A 15,315-nucleotide genomic window follows, 5' to 3' on the forward strand; every position below is an offset into this window, starting at 1 on the left:
ACCCAGCGCGACCCCTGCGCCGACCACGAGCCGCCGCCACGAGGCTTTCACCGCGAGCGCTAGCGAGCAACCCCGGCGGCGCCAGCCCGCCAACCCTGCGAGCGCCAGCGAGCAACCCCGCGGGCGCCAGCCCGCAGGTTGCGCGCGCTAAGCGTAAGGAGCGCGCGTCAGCACGCACCGCCCAGGGGTGGGTGGGAGCGGCGCGTAGTGCGGCGACGGAGGAGCCGTGCGTAGCACCGCGTGGGGCTGACCAGGCTCAGCCTTTCAGTCCGGTCGTCGCCACCCCTTCCACGATGCGTTTCTGGAAGATCAGGAAGATGACGACGACCGGGATCAGGGCGATCACGGACATGGCGAACATCGGGCCCCACAGGGAGTTGCCGCCCATGTTGTCCTGGAAGCCGCTGAGGGCCACGGGGACGGTCTGTTTGGCGGGGTCGGTGAGGTAGATGAGTTGGCCGAAGAAGTCGTCGTAGGTCCAGACGAAGGTGAGGATCGCGGTTGTCACCATCGCGGGGCGTAGCAGCGGCAGGATGATGTGCCAGTAGATGCGGGCGGGGCCGCAGCCGTCGATCACCGCGGCTTCGTCGAGTTCGCGGGGCAGGCCGCGGATGAACTGGACCATCAGGAAGATGAAGAACGCGTCGACGGCGAGGAACTTCGGTACGGTGAGCGGGAGGAACGTGTTCACCCAGCCGGCGCGGAAGAACAGGTAGTACTGCGGGATCAGCAGCACCTGGTGCGGCAGCATGATCGTGCCGAGCATGACCGCCATCGCCGCGCCGCGGAACCGGAAGCGCAGTCGTGCGAACGCGTACGCCGCCATCGAGCAGGACAGCACGTTCCCGATCACGCAGACGACCGCGACCAGGAACGAGTTGACGATCGCCGCACCGAAGGAGTTGCCGGCGCCTTCCCATCCGGTCGCGTAGTTCGACAGGTCCCAGGACCGCGGGATCAGCGACGACGTGGTGAAGATGTCGCCGGCCGGCTTCAGCGAGCTGCTCAGCATCCACGCGACCGGGTACAGCATCAGCACGACTCCGGCGAGCAGTACGACGTGGCGGACGGCAGCGAAGCGTTTAGTGCTCGTCGTCATAGAAGACCCAATACCGTGAGAAGAGGAAGTTGACCGCCGTGAGCGCGGCGATGCCGAGCAGGAAGACCCAGGCGATCGCGGAGGCGTAGCCCATCTTGAACTCGACGAATGCCGCCTTGTAGAGATACAGGCTGTACACGAGGGTCGACTCGGCCGGACCGCCCTGGCCGTCGCCGACGACGTACGCCTGGGAGAACGCCTGGAACGAGCCGATCACCTGCATGACCAGGTTGAAGAACAGGATCGGCGTCAGCAACGGCAGCGTCACACGGAAGAACCGGCTGACGGCTCCCGCGCCGTCGACGCTGGCGGCCTCGAGCAGGGTCCGCGGGATCTGCTGCAGCCCGGCGAGGAAGATCAGCATCGGCGTGCCGAACTGCCAGGCGGCGAGTGCGACCAGCGTGTAGATCGAGTAGTCGGGGTTCGAGACCCAGCTCGGCGCGTCGATGCCGGCGACGGCGAGGAAGCGGTTCACCACGCCGTCGCCGGTGAACAGCTGCCGCCACATGATCGCCACCGCGACGCTTGCCCCGAGCAACGACGGCAGGTAGAACACCGCGCGGTAGAACGACAGCCCGCGGAGCTTGGTGTTCAGCACCATCGCGACCAGCAGTGCGATCGCGAGTTTCAGCGGCACCGACAACCCGACGTACACCAGCGTGACCTTGATCGACTGCAGGTACGTCGGATCGTCGGTGAGCAGCTCGGAGTAGTTCTGCCCGCCGACCCAGTGCGGGCTGCCGAGCAACCCGAAGTCGGTGAACGAGAAGTACAACGACGCCGCCATCGGGCCGAGGGTGAGCAGGACCAGCCCGAGCAGCCACGGGGTGAGGAACAGCCCGCCCCAGCGCCCGTCGGTACGGCGGCGCCTGGGCGCAGGGGTGGGGCGAGCCGGCACCTGGGTGTCCGGCTCGCGGGTGACGACGGTCGACATCGGGTCAGCCCTTCAGCGCCTTGGTCGCGTCGGCGATCAGGCCCTTGGCCGCGTCGGCGACGGACATCTTGCCGAAGGCCACCTTGTCGGCGTAAGTCTGGAAGGCACCGGACACGTCGCCGCCGCCGGCCGGGAAGACGACGTTCGCCAGCGGTGTCTGGTGCTGCTCGATCAGCTTCAGGTGCGTGAACTCACGCGCCTGGTCGGGTGTCGCGGCGGCCTCGACAGCGGCCAGGTTCTTCGGGTTGTTCGGTACGCCGAGCTGCGTGCGGATCAGCATCGCGGCGTCCGGGTCGTTGACGAGTCCGTCGAGGACCTGCGCCGCCTTCTCCGGGTTCTTGCTGCGGCCGTAGACCGCCCACACGCGCGACGGCCGGATGTAGGCGCCGGGCCGATCGCCCTGCGGGTACGTGGTGGATCCGAGCGGCCGGCCGGCCAGGGTCTGGTTCGACAGGATCCGGTTCGAGAAGTCGAAGTTCATCGCGGCCTTGCGCTTGACCAGGTTGTTGTTGTTGAAGTCCGCGGCCGCGGTCACCTCGGCGGGTACGGCGGCACCGGTGTCGCGGAGCCGTTTCCACAGGTTCCAGAACTCGACGACATGCTCCTCGGTGAAGCCGATCGCACCGTCCGGCGTGAACAACTCGGCCCCGTTCCCCCGGATGTAGACCTGGAACGTCTGCAGGTCCCGCCCGGCGTCGCTGGTGCCGTACGGCTTGCGCGCGTTCGCCTTCGAGACCTCCGCGGCGATCGCCGCGAAGTCCTCCCACGTCCACGCGGGGTCGAGCTTCGTCACGCCGGCCTTGTCGAAGGCGGGCTTGTCGTACAGCAGGCAGAACGAGTTCACGCCGGTCCCGATGCTGTACTGCTTCCCGTCGACCTGCGCCCCCTTCAGCAGCTGCTGGTCCCAGTCCCCCGTCTTGATCCTGTCCGGCAGGTACTTGCCCAGGTCCAGCGCAGCGTTGCTCTTCACATAGTTGCCGAGGTCAATGGTGTTGGCGAGGAAGATGTCCGGCCCGTCGCCGCTGGCGATCTGGGTCCGCACCTTGGTGAAGAACGCGTTGTCGCCGCCGAACTCGGACTGGATCGTGACCCCGTCGAGCTTGGACTGGATCTTGTCCAGTGCGAGGCCCACCTGCTTGGTGCGCTCCGCGTTGCCGTCGTACGCGACCCGGATGGTGGCCGCCTTGCCGCTGCCCGCGCCGGAGCCGCCGCCGCACGCGGCCAGGACCCCGGATCCCAGTGCGAGTCCGCCGAGCTGGAGCGCCCGCCGCCGGGAGATGTGGGTTGCCATGTCGGATGTCCTTCCGATCAGAACGTGAGGTGGAGGTACGGCGGGTTGCTCGCCGCCTCTTTGCTGTTGAAGGTGGTGAACGGGCCGTACGCAGGCACCGTCGAGGCGATCGCGAAACCGATCGGCCGGCCGTCCGCGAGCTGGGCGCGGACGTACTGGGTGACGTCGACCGTTCGCCAGGCCATGGTGTTGTCGAGGGTCGTCGTGCCGAGCTGTTCGCCGAGCGCGGGGCGGTTGTTCCAGTTCAGGGCGGACTCGGTCCAGTCGGTTCCGGTCGCGTACACGCCGTTGACCGTCGGTGTCGTCGAGCTGTCGGCGATCCTGCCGTACACCTGCAGCGTGGCCGATTGGATCGGTCCCGGCACCGTCTTCGGATCGAACCGCAGGTACGCGATCCGGTCGTAGCCGCTGTTCAGCTCTGGATTGTTCCGGACCTCGAGCGCAGAAGCCGTTCCGTACGTCGTACCGGCGGCCGACCCGTTCCGGACGAAGCCGTCCGCCGCGACGTCGATCCGCGACGGGTCGACGACCGTGACCGGTACGCGGGCCACCTTCACGACCGGCGGGACCGTCACCATCGCCGCCACAGCTGTCGACCCACCCGCGGCCGCGGTCAGCAGGCCGTTTCCGTCGACCGTCGCTATGGCCGGGTTGCTGCTCTGCCAGTCGACCGTCGCCGCTGACAGATCGACGGGCTTGCCGTCCGTCCGCGACGCGGTCAGCGACAACTGCCGGTTGCTGCCGACGGACAACTCCGGTGGCTGCGAGATCGAGACCGTCCCGAGCACGACAGGACGCGGCGGCGCATCGGCTTTCGCGTCGGCAGAGCTCGCGTACAGCCGCACTTCGAGGATGCTGTTGAAGGTGCTCGCGGAGTTCCCGTGCCCGACGATCCGCACGTACCGCGCCACCGCGGCCGGCAGTGCGAACACCTCCAGGTCGTCCGTCGTCCCCGACGACACGATCCCGGCTCGCGCGGTCCGCCACGTCGTACCGTCCGTCGACGTCAGCACGTCGAACTTCGCCGTCCGCCGGGATCCGTTGTAGAAGGCAACCGCCGCCGCGCCGACCGTGCGGGTCCGGCCGAGGTTGTAGGTCAGGTACTCGTCGTCCCCCGCGGCCGACCACCGCGTCGACAGACTGCCGTCCACCGACCCGGCGGCGCCGTTCCCGTCGTCGCTGCTGGCATCGGCCGCCGCGATCGGGAAGGACCGCCCGGCCTTGCCGGCCTGATGGAAGTGGATCTCGTACGTCGGCCCGCGCTGACCGGACCTCGAGGTCGCGATGGACGCGACGCCCGACACCCCCATCGCCTGCGAGACGACCGCGGACGTCCCCGAAGCAGGTACGCCCGAGACCTTCGGCGCATCGGTAGCGGTCCACGGCAGCGTGACGTCGTACCGGAACCGCCCGGACTCGAAGCCACCAAGTTCTTTGCCGCCGACCACAATTCCGCTCAGACCGGAAGGAGCCGTTGCCGTTCCCCACGACGAGAGCGGGACGATGGCGGGTGTGGTCGTCGGCGGCTGCTCCCCGGTCGCGAGCGGCACCGCACGGATCGCGACGGTCGTGGTGCTGATGTTCGGGCGGTTGACCATCAGCTTGCGGACACCGGACTGCGTGCTCTGCCCGGCCGGACTAGGGCTGCCGGGCAGCGGCGTCGCATCACCGACCAGGAGTTGCGCAGCGGCTGGTCCGACCAGTTGCACCCACAGTCGCTGCCCGCCGCGGTAGAGCATCGCGGACCTGCCGTCGGCCGCCACCACGATGTCGGCGCGGGTGTGCAGGAAGGACCAGTACGAGATGCCCTGCGTCGACTCCACCTCGTCCTGGATCAGCACCTGACGACGGTCGTCGAACAACTGCACGCCGCGCTGCGCCCGCTGCACGCGCCCGCCGTACATCCCGGTCAGGTCCGTGATCTCGTAGAACTGCTGCGCCGACGATCCCGTCTCGATGACCGGCGCGCCGTTCGTCAGCGCGGTCTGCGGCGTCGGGCCGGAGCCGAGCACCATCGTGTTCTGTCCCTCGGGACGCGCGACGTAGTAGTCCCAGCGGCCGCCGGTGTTCTTCTGCCAGTCGAAGTACCCGGGCAGGCTGTAGCTGTCGGCACCGAGGTCGTCGAACCAGCGCACGCCGTTCGCGTCCAGCACCAGGTCGCCGGCGTCGAGATTCTCGTGCGCGACAACCTGGTCGTACCCGGCGCGGAGGCCCTTGGTGCCGATGGACACGGCGTACGGGTCGTCCCACGCGCTGCGCGCCGTCACCACCTCGGTCCCGCGGAACAGCCAGTCGGTGTACGCCGGATGGGTGGTTCCCGTCGTCCTGGCCGGGTCGTACCAGAGGATGTCGAGCGGACTCGCCGAGCGATCGGCACGGGCCGCCTCCCAGGCCGCGAGGTACGACCGGTCGAAGCGGCTCGCGAGCCACATCATCGACGGCAGATGCCACCCGGACGTGACCGCGCCGGCCAGCTCGGTGCCGCCGTCGCCGAAGTTGAAGAGCTCTCCCCCGGCGCCGGACACCTGGATCGGGAAGTCGCCGGTGATCGACAGCCCCGGCAGCGCCGACAGGCCGAAGTCGGTCCCCACCGCGGTCTTGAACGCGGCGAGGTAGGTGACCAGGTACTCCGTGCCGTAGGCCCAGTACGTCGGACTCTCCGCGTAGCCGCCGCCCGGGTTGTACTCGCTGATCCCGTTCTGGATCGACGTGATGCTCTTGCGCAGGATCTGGTCGGCGAGGTCGGGGCTCTCGTCGCCGATCGCCAGCGCGCCGAGCGCGACCGCGTTGCAGACCAGGTTCCAGTTGTGCGACTGCGTGTAGAAGCTGGTCTGCTGGTTGTAGATCGCGAGCGCCGGTTGCAGCGCCTTGGTCTCGATCGCCTGCCGGATCGTGGTCCGCTGCGCGGCGGTCAGGTAGTCGTACAGCCAGTCGTAGCCGATGGCAACGGCATTGGTCATCTCGCCGACCTCGAGGAAGTGCGACGGGTTCCAGTCCGGGTACGCCGAGACGGCCAGCAGTTCCTGTGCCGCGCGGGCGGCGTACCGGCTGTCACCTGTCAGCCGGTACACCAGCGCCAGCGAGTAGACGCGGCGCTTCACCTCGCGACTGTTGTCGAAGTTGTTCGGCGGCGCCTTCGGCGTCGTGCCGAGGATAGCGTCGGCGTCGCTGCGGACCTTCGCGAACCAGCCCTGCAGGCGGGTGTCGGACTGCAGGCGCTGCCCCGCCGTCGTGAAGTCGCCCTGGCGGGCGAGCAGGCGGGGGTGCTGGGTGGTCAGCATCGAGACCACGCTCGCCGGCGGCTCGATGGCGGCAGTCGTCTGCTCCCCGGCTGCCGCGAGGCCGGGAGTGAACGTGATCAGGGCGGCAGCGGCTGCTGCCAGTCGGGTCAGGTGGGACCGCATGGGCACGACCTTTCGTCGAGGGATCGGGCGACTCTCCATCCGCGATCTGACGAGAAAGGTAAAACGGTTGCACACCGGGGTCAAGAGGCTGAGGACGCTCAGAGCAAGCGTTTTCCATCCACTGAGCCTGAATCTGCTGCTAGGATTTCGTACAACGCTTTAACCGATTATCGGAGGACGGCGCATGAGCGATGGGCGGCCGAGCATCCGGGACGTCGCGGCCCGGGCCGGCGTCTCCGTGACGACCGTTTCGCGGATCCTGAACGGCAGCTATCCCCCGGCCCCGAAGACCCGGGACAAGGTGCTGCGCGCGGTCCAGGAGCTCGACTACGTCGCGAACCCGCACGCCCGCGCGCTCACCCGGCAGGGCACCGGCACGATCGCGCTGGTGGTGATGATGCTCGACGACGGGTTCCTGATGAGCCTGGTGGAGAGCATCGCCACCGGGGTCGCCGAGGCCGGCAAGCTGTGCCTGATCGGCACCAGCGGCGGCAACCTCGAGCGCGAGCTCGCCGTGCTCCGGCAGATGCACGCCCAGCACGTGGAGGCGATCATCCTGGTCGGCGCCGTCGTCGAGAGCGACGAGTACCGCGAGCAGATGGGCGCGTTCGCCGCGCAACTCCGCCAGTCCGGCACCCGGCTCGTGCTGTGCGCGCGGCCGCCGATCGACACCGGCTTCCAGGACGCGTCGGTGGAGTACGACAACGAGGGCGGTGCGTACGCGGCGACCAGCCACCTACTGTCGCGCGGCCATCGCCGGATCCTGCTGCTCGGCGGACCCGACGGGCAGAGCATCACCACCCGGCGGACGACCGGTTATCGCAAGGCGCTCCGCGATCTCGGCGGCGACCTCGACCCGGACCTCGAGATCCACCCGGCCTGGAACCGCGAGACCGGGTACGCCCGGGTGCGTGAGCTCCTCGACGCCGGGCCGCCGACGTTCACCGGCATCCTCGCCCACAACGACCACGTGGCCGCCGGCGCCATGCAGGCCCTCCGCGAAGCCGGCCTCCGGGTCCCCGACGACGTCTCGGTCGTCGGCTTCAACAACGACTCGTTCGCCGCCGACCTGCAGCTCACCACCGTCCACATCCCCGCCCGCGAGCTGGGCCTCCGCGCCGCCGCTCTCGCGCTGGACCCCAACCCCACCGAAAACCACACCACCCTCGGCACCCACGTCATCGTCCGCGAGACCGTCGCCCAGCTCTGAGTCGCCCGGGATCACTGCAAGGCGCTGGCAAACCAAGTGGTGATGGTGGTGGGATGGGTGATCGCGGTGCCGACGACGACAGTCCAGGCACCGGCGGCGATCGCCTGGGCCGCCTGCTCGGGGGTGTGGATGCGGCCTTCGGCGACGACCGGTGTGCTGATCGCCGCGGCCAGCCGAGCCACCAGCTCCAGGTCGGGGCCGTCGGTTTTCGTGGTGTACGGCGTGTAGCCCGACAGCGTCGTACCGACCAGATCGGCGCCGGCGTCCGCGGCCGCGACCCCTTCCTCGAAGGTCGAGCAGTCGGCCATCACCAGCTTGCCGGTGCGGACGTGGACCGCCTCGATCGTCTCGGCGAGGCTGCGGCCGTCCGGGCGCGGGCGGTGCGTTCCGTCGAGGGCGACGACGTCGGCGCCGGCCTGAGCGACCGCGAGCGCATGGTCGAGGGTCGGGGTGATGAAGATGTCGTCGTGGCCGTCCTTCCACAACCCGATCAGGGGGAGCTCGACCGCCGCGCGGATCTCGGCGATGTCCGCGATGCCCTGCACCCGCAGGGCAGCCGCGCCCCCGGCAACGACCGCCTCAGCCACGGCGCGCATGGTCGCCGGCGAGTTCATCGGCTCCCCCGGATACGCCTGACACGAAACGACCAGCCGCCCGCGGACAGCCTCCAGCACTCTCGGCCCGACGCTCATTGCACCATCGTCCCTCACCCGCGGCGGGCCATGACGGCAGCAAGCAGTTCCTCGGGCGTTTCCAGTTGCGGGAGGTGGCCGGCAGGACGGTGTAGGTCGATCGCGGGATCGCTGCTCACCCGGGGACTCTTCCGCAGCGCGATCTCCGCGGCGAGCCAGCCGCCGCCTCACCGCGAAGGGCGAGCAGCTCCGGGCCGAGGGCCAGGAAGCCGTGCACGACGTCTTCAAGACGTCGTTCCACAGCCTGTCGGCCGCCCAGCTCCAGCACTTGGGCGATCTGCTGGACGCCGCCCTCGGCCCGGACCCGACCGCTTGATCCGACTGGTTCAGGTGGTGAGGACCGCGACGACCGCTTCCGCGGTCGAGGTGGCGGACTGCGGGTTCTGGCCGGTGACGAGGCGGCCGTCGGTGACGGTCTGCGGGGTGAAGTCCGCGGCCGGGTGATGGATCGCGCCGCGGGCGGTCAGCGCGTCGGCGAGCAGGAACGGCACAACCTCGGTCAGACCCACCGCGGCCTCCTCGGCGTTGGTGAACGCGGCGACGTTCTTGCCGTCGACCAGGTGACTGCCGTCGGACAGGGTCAGGTTCACCAGTGCCGACGGGCCGTGGCATACGGCGGCAACCACGCCGCCGTGCTCATAGATGCCCGCGGCAAGTGATGCCAGCGCCTCGTCGTTCGGGAAGTCCCAGACGGTCCCGTGCCCGCCGGCGAAGAAGATCGCGTCGTACGCCGAGGCGTCGAGACCGGCCGCGGCCGGGGTGTGCTCCAGGTCCACCGACGCGAGGAACTTCTGCTGGATCGGGTCGTCCTCGTCCAGCCCGTCGATCGGCGGACGGCCGCCGGCGACGGAGACCAGGTCGACATCGAAGCCGGCCGCGGTGAAGACGGACCACGGCTCGGCTGCCTCGGAGGCGTAGAAGCCGGTGGTCCGGCCGGTGTCGCCGAGCTGGGAGTGGCTGGTGAGAGCGATCAGTACGCGTGTCATGGCTTCATGATGCGAGCGCGGAGGCATCGGAAACCAATAGGGTTCTGTGTAACATGGCATAGGATTTCTGATATGAGCCCGTCCCTCGACCTGCTCCGGACGTTCCTGGCCGTGCATCGGGCCGGCTCGATCACCGCCGGCGCGGAGCTGCTCGGACTCTCCCAGCCGACCGTGACCGCGCAACTGAAGACGCTCGAAACCGCGCTCGGCCGGCCGCTGTTCGAGCGGCTCGCCCGCGGCGTCCGGCCGACCGGCGCCGGCGACGAGCTCGCCCGCCGGGTCGCCGATCCCATCGACGCGTTGCACGGCCTGCTGCTGGACGAGCTCGCCGCACCCACCGCGACGACCGTCCATCTCGGCGGCCCGTCGGACTTCCTGTGCACCATGGTTCTGCCGTCGCTGGCCGAGCGGCTCGCGAAGGGACTCCAGGTCCGCGCGACCTTCGGCCTGCCGGACGACCTGCTGGACCGGCTCGTCGACCGCAGCCTCGACCTGGTGATCAGTTCGACCCGGCCGCGCCGCGCCGGTGTCCGCGCAACCCCCTTCTACGACGAGACTTTCGCGCTGGTGGCAGCGCCGAAGTGGTCCGCCGGCCCGCCGACGACCTCACCGGAGCCGCTGCGGAAGATCCCCCTGATCGCGTACGCCGAGGAGGCGCCGATCATCCGCCGTTACTGGCGAACCGTCTTCTCCACCCGCCTGACCCGGACCGCCGACCTCGTCGTACCGGACCTGCGCGGCGTCCTGGCCGCGGTGCGCGCCGGAGCGGGCGCGAGCGTGCTGCCGACGTACCTGTGCGACGAGGCCCTGGCCGCCGGCGAACTCGTCCTGCTGTCCGATCCCGAACTGCCGCCGCTCAACACGCTCTACCTGGCAACGCGGTCGGCCACCGGACCGGACAACCCGACCGCCGTCGTGCGGGACCGGCTGCTCCGAACCTTCGGCTGACCCGCCTGCCCGAACGGGCAGTTTGTTGAGGTTTCGTTTCAACACCGCACTGGTGATCAACCGAAGTGGTGCGCCCGGGCGTCTCAGCCTGCATTACCGGGGGTATTTTTCGAAATTCGGGGGAATTCATGAGTGCGGTCCGTTGTGATCCGATGCTGCCTGACGTCCGGCTGCCGTCGCCACTGCCGTGGGGGCGACGGATCTTCAAGCATCCGCGGCTGATGCAGAGCCATCGGCTGGCGTTGCTCGTCGTGCTGATGAATTGCGGGTACGCGCTGGGCGGTCAATGGTGGGGCGATGTTCAGGCGCTCGCACTGATCGCCCAGCTGAATTTCACACTGGGAATTCTGGTACGCCAGCAGTTCTTCGTGAACTGGCTTTCCCGCTGCGTGATGAAGGCTCCGAAGTCGTGGCCGCTGCGGCTGCGCTGGGCGCTGGCGAAGGGCTATCACCTGGGTGGACTGCATGTGGGCGGTGCTGTCTGCGGCACCGTATGGTTCCTGGTGCTGACAGTCGTCGCGACCGGGCGGGTCGGCGCGCTGCTGCTGCTCGTGTACTACGTCCAGGCGCTTCTGCTGCTCGCGATCGTGATCACGGCGAGGCCGCGTGCGCGCGCCCGGCGGCACGATCTGTTCGAGCGGGTCCACAGGTTCGGAGGCTGGGGACTGTCCTTGCTGTTCTGGATCGGCGCGGTCCTGCTCGCGGACGAACGACGCGGGGCCACGCCACTCGCCTGGGCGTTCGTGACCACGCCGACGGTATGGGTCCTGATGCTGACCACGATCAGCTCGCTGGTGCCCTGGACCATGCTGCGAAGGATCCCGATCGAGGTCGTGCGCCCGTCCTCCCATGTCGCACTCGTCCGGGCCGGCCGCGGCCGGCCGCCGGCCGGATCGGCCCGCGCGATCGCCCGGCATCCGTTGCGGCAGTGGCACAGCTTCGCGGTGATCCCGACGCCGGGCGGTCCGGGCTTCCGGATGACCGTGTCCCGCGCCGGCGACTGGACGAGTGACTTCATCGACAACCCACCGACGCACATCTGGGTCCGGGGCGTCGCGACCGCCGGTATGGCGAACTACGGGACGGTGTTCCGCCGGGTCGCCTACTTGGTGACCGGCAGCGGGATCGGTCCGGTCCTCGCGCACGTACTGGCGGCGCGGGTGCCGCACAAGCTGGTCTGGGTGACCCGCGATCCGGTCAAGACGTACGGGCAGGACCTGGTCGACGAGATCCTCGCCGCGCAGCCCGACGCGCTGATCTGGGACACCGACGCGCACGGCAAGCCCGACATGGTGAAGCTCGCCTACTCGGCGTACGACGAGTCCGGCGCGGAGGCCGTGATCTGCGTGTCGAACAAGTCGCTCACCTGGTCCGTCGTCCACGGGCTGGAGCGCCTGGGGATCCCGGCGCTCGGCCCGATCTGGGACTCCTGACTACCGGAGCATCAGAACCGCGGCGGTGACGCCGGCGACCACGATCAGCGCGCGGAGCAGGCCGCTCGGGAGCCGGCGGCCGATATGCGCACCGACGTACCCGCCGGCGACCGACCCGGCCGCGAGCAGCACGATCGCGGTCGGGTCCAGGTCGGCGATGAACAAGAAGATGATGCTGGCCACGAGATTCGCGGCCAGCAGGGACAGGGTTTTCAGCGCGTTCGCGACGCGCAGCTCGAGATCCAGGCCGAGGCCGAGCACGGCCATCATCATCACGCCCGCCCCCGCGCCGAAGTACCCGCCGTACACACCGGTCAGCGCGGCGAAGAACGTCGTCGCCGGCGTCATCGTCGTCCGCGTCTCCTGCGCGGTGTCGTGCCGGGACCGCAGCCGGCGCGAGATCCACGGCTGGACACCGACGACCAGGCAGGTGAACAGGATCAGCCACGGCGCGGCCGCCGCGAAGACCCCCGGCGGGAGTGCCAGCAGCAGCGCCGCGCCGCCGATCGCGCCGATCGCGCAGGTCAGCACCACGGCGATCGTCGTCGGCCGCGACACCTCGCGCAGCTCGCGCCGGTACCCGAACGACCCGCTCATCGCACCGGGCAGCAGGCCGATCGTGTTCGACGCGTTCGCCACGACCGGCGGGATGCCCAGCGCGATCAGCGCCGGGAAACTGATCAGCGACGCGACACCGACCGTGGACGTGAGCACGCCGGCGCCGAGCCCGGCCGCGACGATCGCCAGATGCTCCGCACCGGTCACGACCTCGACTCCATGGGACAAGCTTATGCGCGACCGGCGCGGCGCCTGGCCAGGGTTCTGTTTACGCAAACAGATGGACCTGGGCAGATCATGGTCCCAGGTCGGTGACGACGTCAAGAGGTCAGCGCCGCCGAGACCTCCGCACGCGCGCCGAGACGCTCAGATCCCAGCAAAACAACGGCTTCGGCGAACTGAACCGGATCAGTCGAAATTCCCGGACCCGGGCTCTTGACGTCGGATCAGCCAGGGCGCTCTAATCATCGGCACCTTCTGTTCACGTAAACATTCTTGGCTCTCCGGAGGTAACGATGACCCCGCCCGCCAACGTCTCCCGTCGCGCCGTGCTCGGCGGAGCACTAGGTCTGGCCGCCGCAGGGGTGCTGGGCGCCTGCGGCTCCAACAAGGGAACCGGAGCTGCTGCCGCTGGTGGCGGCAGCAGCAAGGTCTCGCTCAGCCAGTGGTACCACCAGTACGGCGAGAAAGGGACGCAGGAAGCCGCGAAGAAGTACGCCGCGGAGTACACCGACGCGACCGTCCAGATCCAGTGGATCCCCGGCGACTATCCGGCGAAGCTCTCCAGCGGCCTGTCGTCCGGCAACGGGCCCGACGCCTTCGAGGGCCACCTCGAGCGCTCGCTGGTCAGCTCGGGCCAGGTGGTCCCGCTCGACGATCTGATCGCCGACGTCAAGGACGACTACGCCGAGGGCGACCTGGCCGCCAACTCGATCGACGGGAAGCTGTACTCGATCCCGATGATCAACGACCCGCAGATGCTCTACTACCGCAAGAGCCTGTTCGAGGCGAAGGGCATCAAGCCGCCGCAGACGCTCGACGACCTGATCGCGGCCGCGAAGGAGCTGACCGACAAGTCGGTGAAGGGCTTGTTCGCCGGCAACGACGCCAACAACACCGGCGGCGGCCTGACCACGGCGGCGATCTACTCGACCGGCGGACGGTTCCTGACCGCGGACCACAAGATCGGCTTCGAGCCGCCGAAGGTCGCCGAGGTGCTGCTCAAGCTGCGGAAGTTCGCCGCGGACAAGAGCCTGCTGCTCGGTGCGCCCACCGACTGGTGGGACCCGTCGGCGATCAACCAGAACCTGTGTGCGATGCAGTGGATCGGCATGTGGGCGGTGCCCGGCATGACGACCGCTCTCGGCGCGGACGAGATCGGCGTGTTCCCGTTCCCGGCCGCGGCCGGCGGCAAGCCGGCGGTCGTGTCCGGCGGCTGGTCCGCGTTCGTCAGCGCGAAGTCCAAGAACATCGACGCGGCGAAGGCGTTCACCAAGTGGCTGTGGGTAGACAAGGCCGACCTGCAGGAGGACTGGTCGCTCAGCTACGGCTTCCACATCCCGCCGCGCAAGAGCCTGGCCGCGAAGGCCTCGAAACTGCAGAGCGGCCCGGCGGCCGAGTCGGTGTCGCTGAACACGCAGTTCGGCGTCCAGGGCGACCCGAACTGGACGCCCGCGATGGGCACCGCACTCACCGACGCCGTCACGCGGGTGCTCGGCAAGGGCGGCGATCCGGAGACCGAGCTGGCCGGCGCGGTCAAGAAGATCAACACCGAGCTCGACAAGATCTTCGGCTGATGTCGCAGCAGACGACCGCTGCCTCCCAGGTGCGCCCGGTCGGCGGGCGCACCCGGACCGCGCGCAGAACGCGCGCGATCCACGGGCAGCGGCGCGCGTTCTGGCTGTTCGTCGCGCCGTTCCTGATCGGGCTCGCCGTCTTCGTCTACTTCCCGATCGGGTGGAGCGCGTTCCTCAGCTTCTTCGACGCGCAGGGCACCGTGACGCCGACCAAGTTCGTTGGTCTGGGCAACTACACCGCGATGTTGAGCGACAAGGCGTTCGTCTCGTCGCTGGTGACGTTCACCGCGTTCGCCCTGCTCATCGTCCCGACCACCTTCGCGGTGTCGCTGTTCCTCGCGGTGCTGGTGAACCGGGTCCGGGTGGCGCGGGCGTTCTTCCGGTCGGTGTTCTTCCTGCCGACCGCGTGCTCGTACGTCGTGGCGTCGCTGATCTGGAAGTTGTCGATCTTCAACGGCGTCCGGTTCGGGATGGCGAACACGCTGCTCGGCTGGATCGGCGTGGAGCCGATCAGCTGGCTGGCCTCGCTCGACCCGCCCTGGTACTGGCTGGTCATCGTGACCGCGCGGCTGTGGCTGCAGGCCGGCTTCTACATGATCCTGTTCCTGGCGGCGTTGCAGAACATCAATCCGGAGCTCTACGAGGCCGCGTTCGTCGACGGCGCCAAGCCCGGCTGGCAGGTGTTCCGGCACATCACGCTCCCCCTGCTGCGGCCGACCTCGATCTCGGTGCTGCTGCTGTGCCTGATCGCGGCGTACCAGGCCTTCGACGAGTTCTACAACCTGCTCGGCGCGGTCGAGTACGCGCGCCCGCCGCTGGTGTACCTCTACCACCTCGCGCTCGGCAGCCAGCAGAACTTCGGCCTCGGCAGCGCGGGGTCGCTGATCCTGGCCGCGATCATCGCGGTCGTCACCGTGCTGCAGGGCAAGCTCCTCGGCTTCGGCAGACCCGGCGACTAGGAGAT

At 69.0% G+C, this 15,315-nt stretch carries 12 protein-coding genes; 5 read left to right on the plus strand and 7 right to left on the minus strand.

What is annotated here, in order from left to right; genetic code table 11:
• Positions 1 to 256: 256 nt before the first annotated feature.
• The 4 genes from ABZW60_RS19440 to ABZW60_RS19455 are packed head-to-tail and all read right to left on the minus strand — an operon-like array spanning position 257 to position 6,728.
• The gene (locus ABZW60_RS19440; protein ID WP_355478608.1) at positions 257 to 1,099 is read right to left on the minus strand and encodes a carbohydrate ABC transporter permease; all 843 of its coding nucleotides are present in this window, start codon (positions 1,097 to 1,099) and stop codon (positions 257 to 259) included.
• A complete protein-coding gene (locus tag ABZW60_RS19445; protein ID WP_355478610.1) occupies positions 1,083 to 2,033 on the minus strand; it encodes a sugar ABC transporter permease in 951 nt (316 codons plus the stop codon). Before ABZW60_RS19445 ends, ABZW60_RS19440 begins: the two co-directional genes overlap by 17 nt.
• 4 nt (positions 2,034 to 2,037) lie before the next feature.
• The gene (locus ABZW60_RS19450; protein ID WP_355478611.1) at positions 2,038 to 3,324 is read right to left on the minus strand and encodes an extracellular solute-binding protein; all 1,287 of its coding nucleotides are present in this window, start codon (positions 3,322 to 3,324) and stop codon (positions 2,038 to 2,040) included.
• A gap of 17 nt (positions 3,325 to 3,341) precedes the next feature.
• The gene (locus ABZW60_RS19455) at positions 3,342 to 6,728 is read right to left on the minus strand and encodes a DNRLRE domain-containing protein (RefSeq protein ID WP_355478613.1); all 3,387 of its coding nucleotides are present in this window, start codon (positions 6,726 to 6,728) and stop codon (positions 3,342 to 3,344) included.
• A 184-nt stretch (positions 6,729 to 6,912) separates the two neighbouring features.
• Between ABZW60_RS19455 and ABZW60_RS19460 the strand changes: the two genes are divergently transcribed.
• A complete protein-coding gene (locus ABZW60_RS19460; RefSeq protein WP_355478614.1) occupies positions 6,913 to 7,938 on the plus strand; it encodes a LacI family DNA-binding transcriptional regulator in 1,026 nt (341 codons plus the stop codon).
• 11 nt (positions 7,939 to 7,949) lie between these two features.
• On the opposite strand, the gene ABZW60_RS19465 is transcribed toward ABZW60_RS19460, so the two are convergent.
• Both ABZW60_RS19465 and ABZW60_RS19470 read right to left on the minus strand, forming a co-directional pair.
• Positions 7,950 to 8,630, minus strand: a complete 681-nt coding sequence (locus ABZW60_RS19465) for an N-acetylmannosamine-6-phosphate 2-epimerase (protein ID WP_355478616.1) — start codon at positions 8,628 to 8,630, stop codon at positions 7,950 to 7,952.
• Between the two features lie 326 nt (positions 8,631 to 8,956).
• Positions 8,957 to 9,616 (minus strand): type 1 glutamine amidotransferase domain-containing protein, encoded by a 660-nt coding sequence (locus ABZW60_RS19470; RefSeq protein ID WP_355478618.1) that lies wholly within the window; start codon positions 9,614 to 9,616, stop codon positions 8,957 to 8,959.
• 72 nt (positions 9,617 to 9,688) lie between these two features.
• Here ABZW60_RS19470 and ABZW60_RS19475 point away from each other — a divergent pair, with 72 nt between their 5' ends.
• Positions 9,689 to 10,564 carry a LysR family transcriptional regulator gene (locus tag ABZW60_RS19475; RefSeq protein ID WP_355478619.1) on the plus strand — a complete coding sequence of 292 codons (876 nt, stop codon included), beginning with the start codon at positions 9,689 to 9,691 and terminating at the stop codon, positions 10,562 to 10,564.
• A gap of 152 nt (positions 10,565 to 10,716) precedes the next feature.
• Positions 10,717 to 11,997 (plus strand): hypothetical protein, encoded by a 1,281-nt coding sequence (locus ABZW60_RS19480; protein ID WP_355478620.1) that lies wholly within the window; start codon positions 10,717 to 10,719, stop codon positions 11,995 to 11,997.
• On the opposite strand, the gene ABZW60_RS19485 is transcribed toward ABZW60_RS19480, so the two are convergent.
• Positions 11,998 to 12,762: a sulfite exporter TauE/SafE family protein gene (locus ABZW60_RS19485; RefSeq protein WP_355478622.1), complete on the minus strand. Its 765-nt coding sequence runs from the start codon at positions 12,760 to 12,762 to the stop codon at positions 11,998 to 12,000.
• Positions 12,763 to 13,070: 308 nt separating this feature from the next.
• On the opposite strand from ABZW60_RS19485, the gene ABZW60_RS19490 reads away from it, so the two are divergent.
• Together ABZW60_RS19490 and ABZW60_RS19495 are read left to right on the plus strand one after the other, a co-directional pair.
• Entirely contained in the window at positions 13,071 to 14,351 is a 1,281-nt protein-coding gene (locus ABZW60_RS19490) for a sugar ABC transporter substrate-binding protein (RefSeq protein WP_355478624.1), read from the plus strand.
• Complete coding sequence (locus tag ABZW60_RS19495; protein ID WP_355478626.1) at positions 14,351 to 15,310, plus strand: sugar ABC transporter permease; 960 nt, start codon at positions 14,351 to 14,353, stop codon at positions 15,308 to 15,310. The genes ABZW60_RS19490 and ABZW60_RS19495 overlap by 1 nt, the downstream gene beginning before the upstream one ends.
• The last annotated feature ends 5 nt before the right edge of the window (positions 15,311 to 15,315 follow it).

Origin of the sequence: Kribbella sp. NPDC003557 (genome assembly GCF_040610805.1) — a bacterium.
In the GTDB taxonomy this organism is placed as follows: domain Bacteria; phylum Actinomycetota; class Actinomycetes; order Propionibacteriales; family Kribbellaceae; genus Kribbella.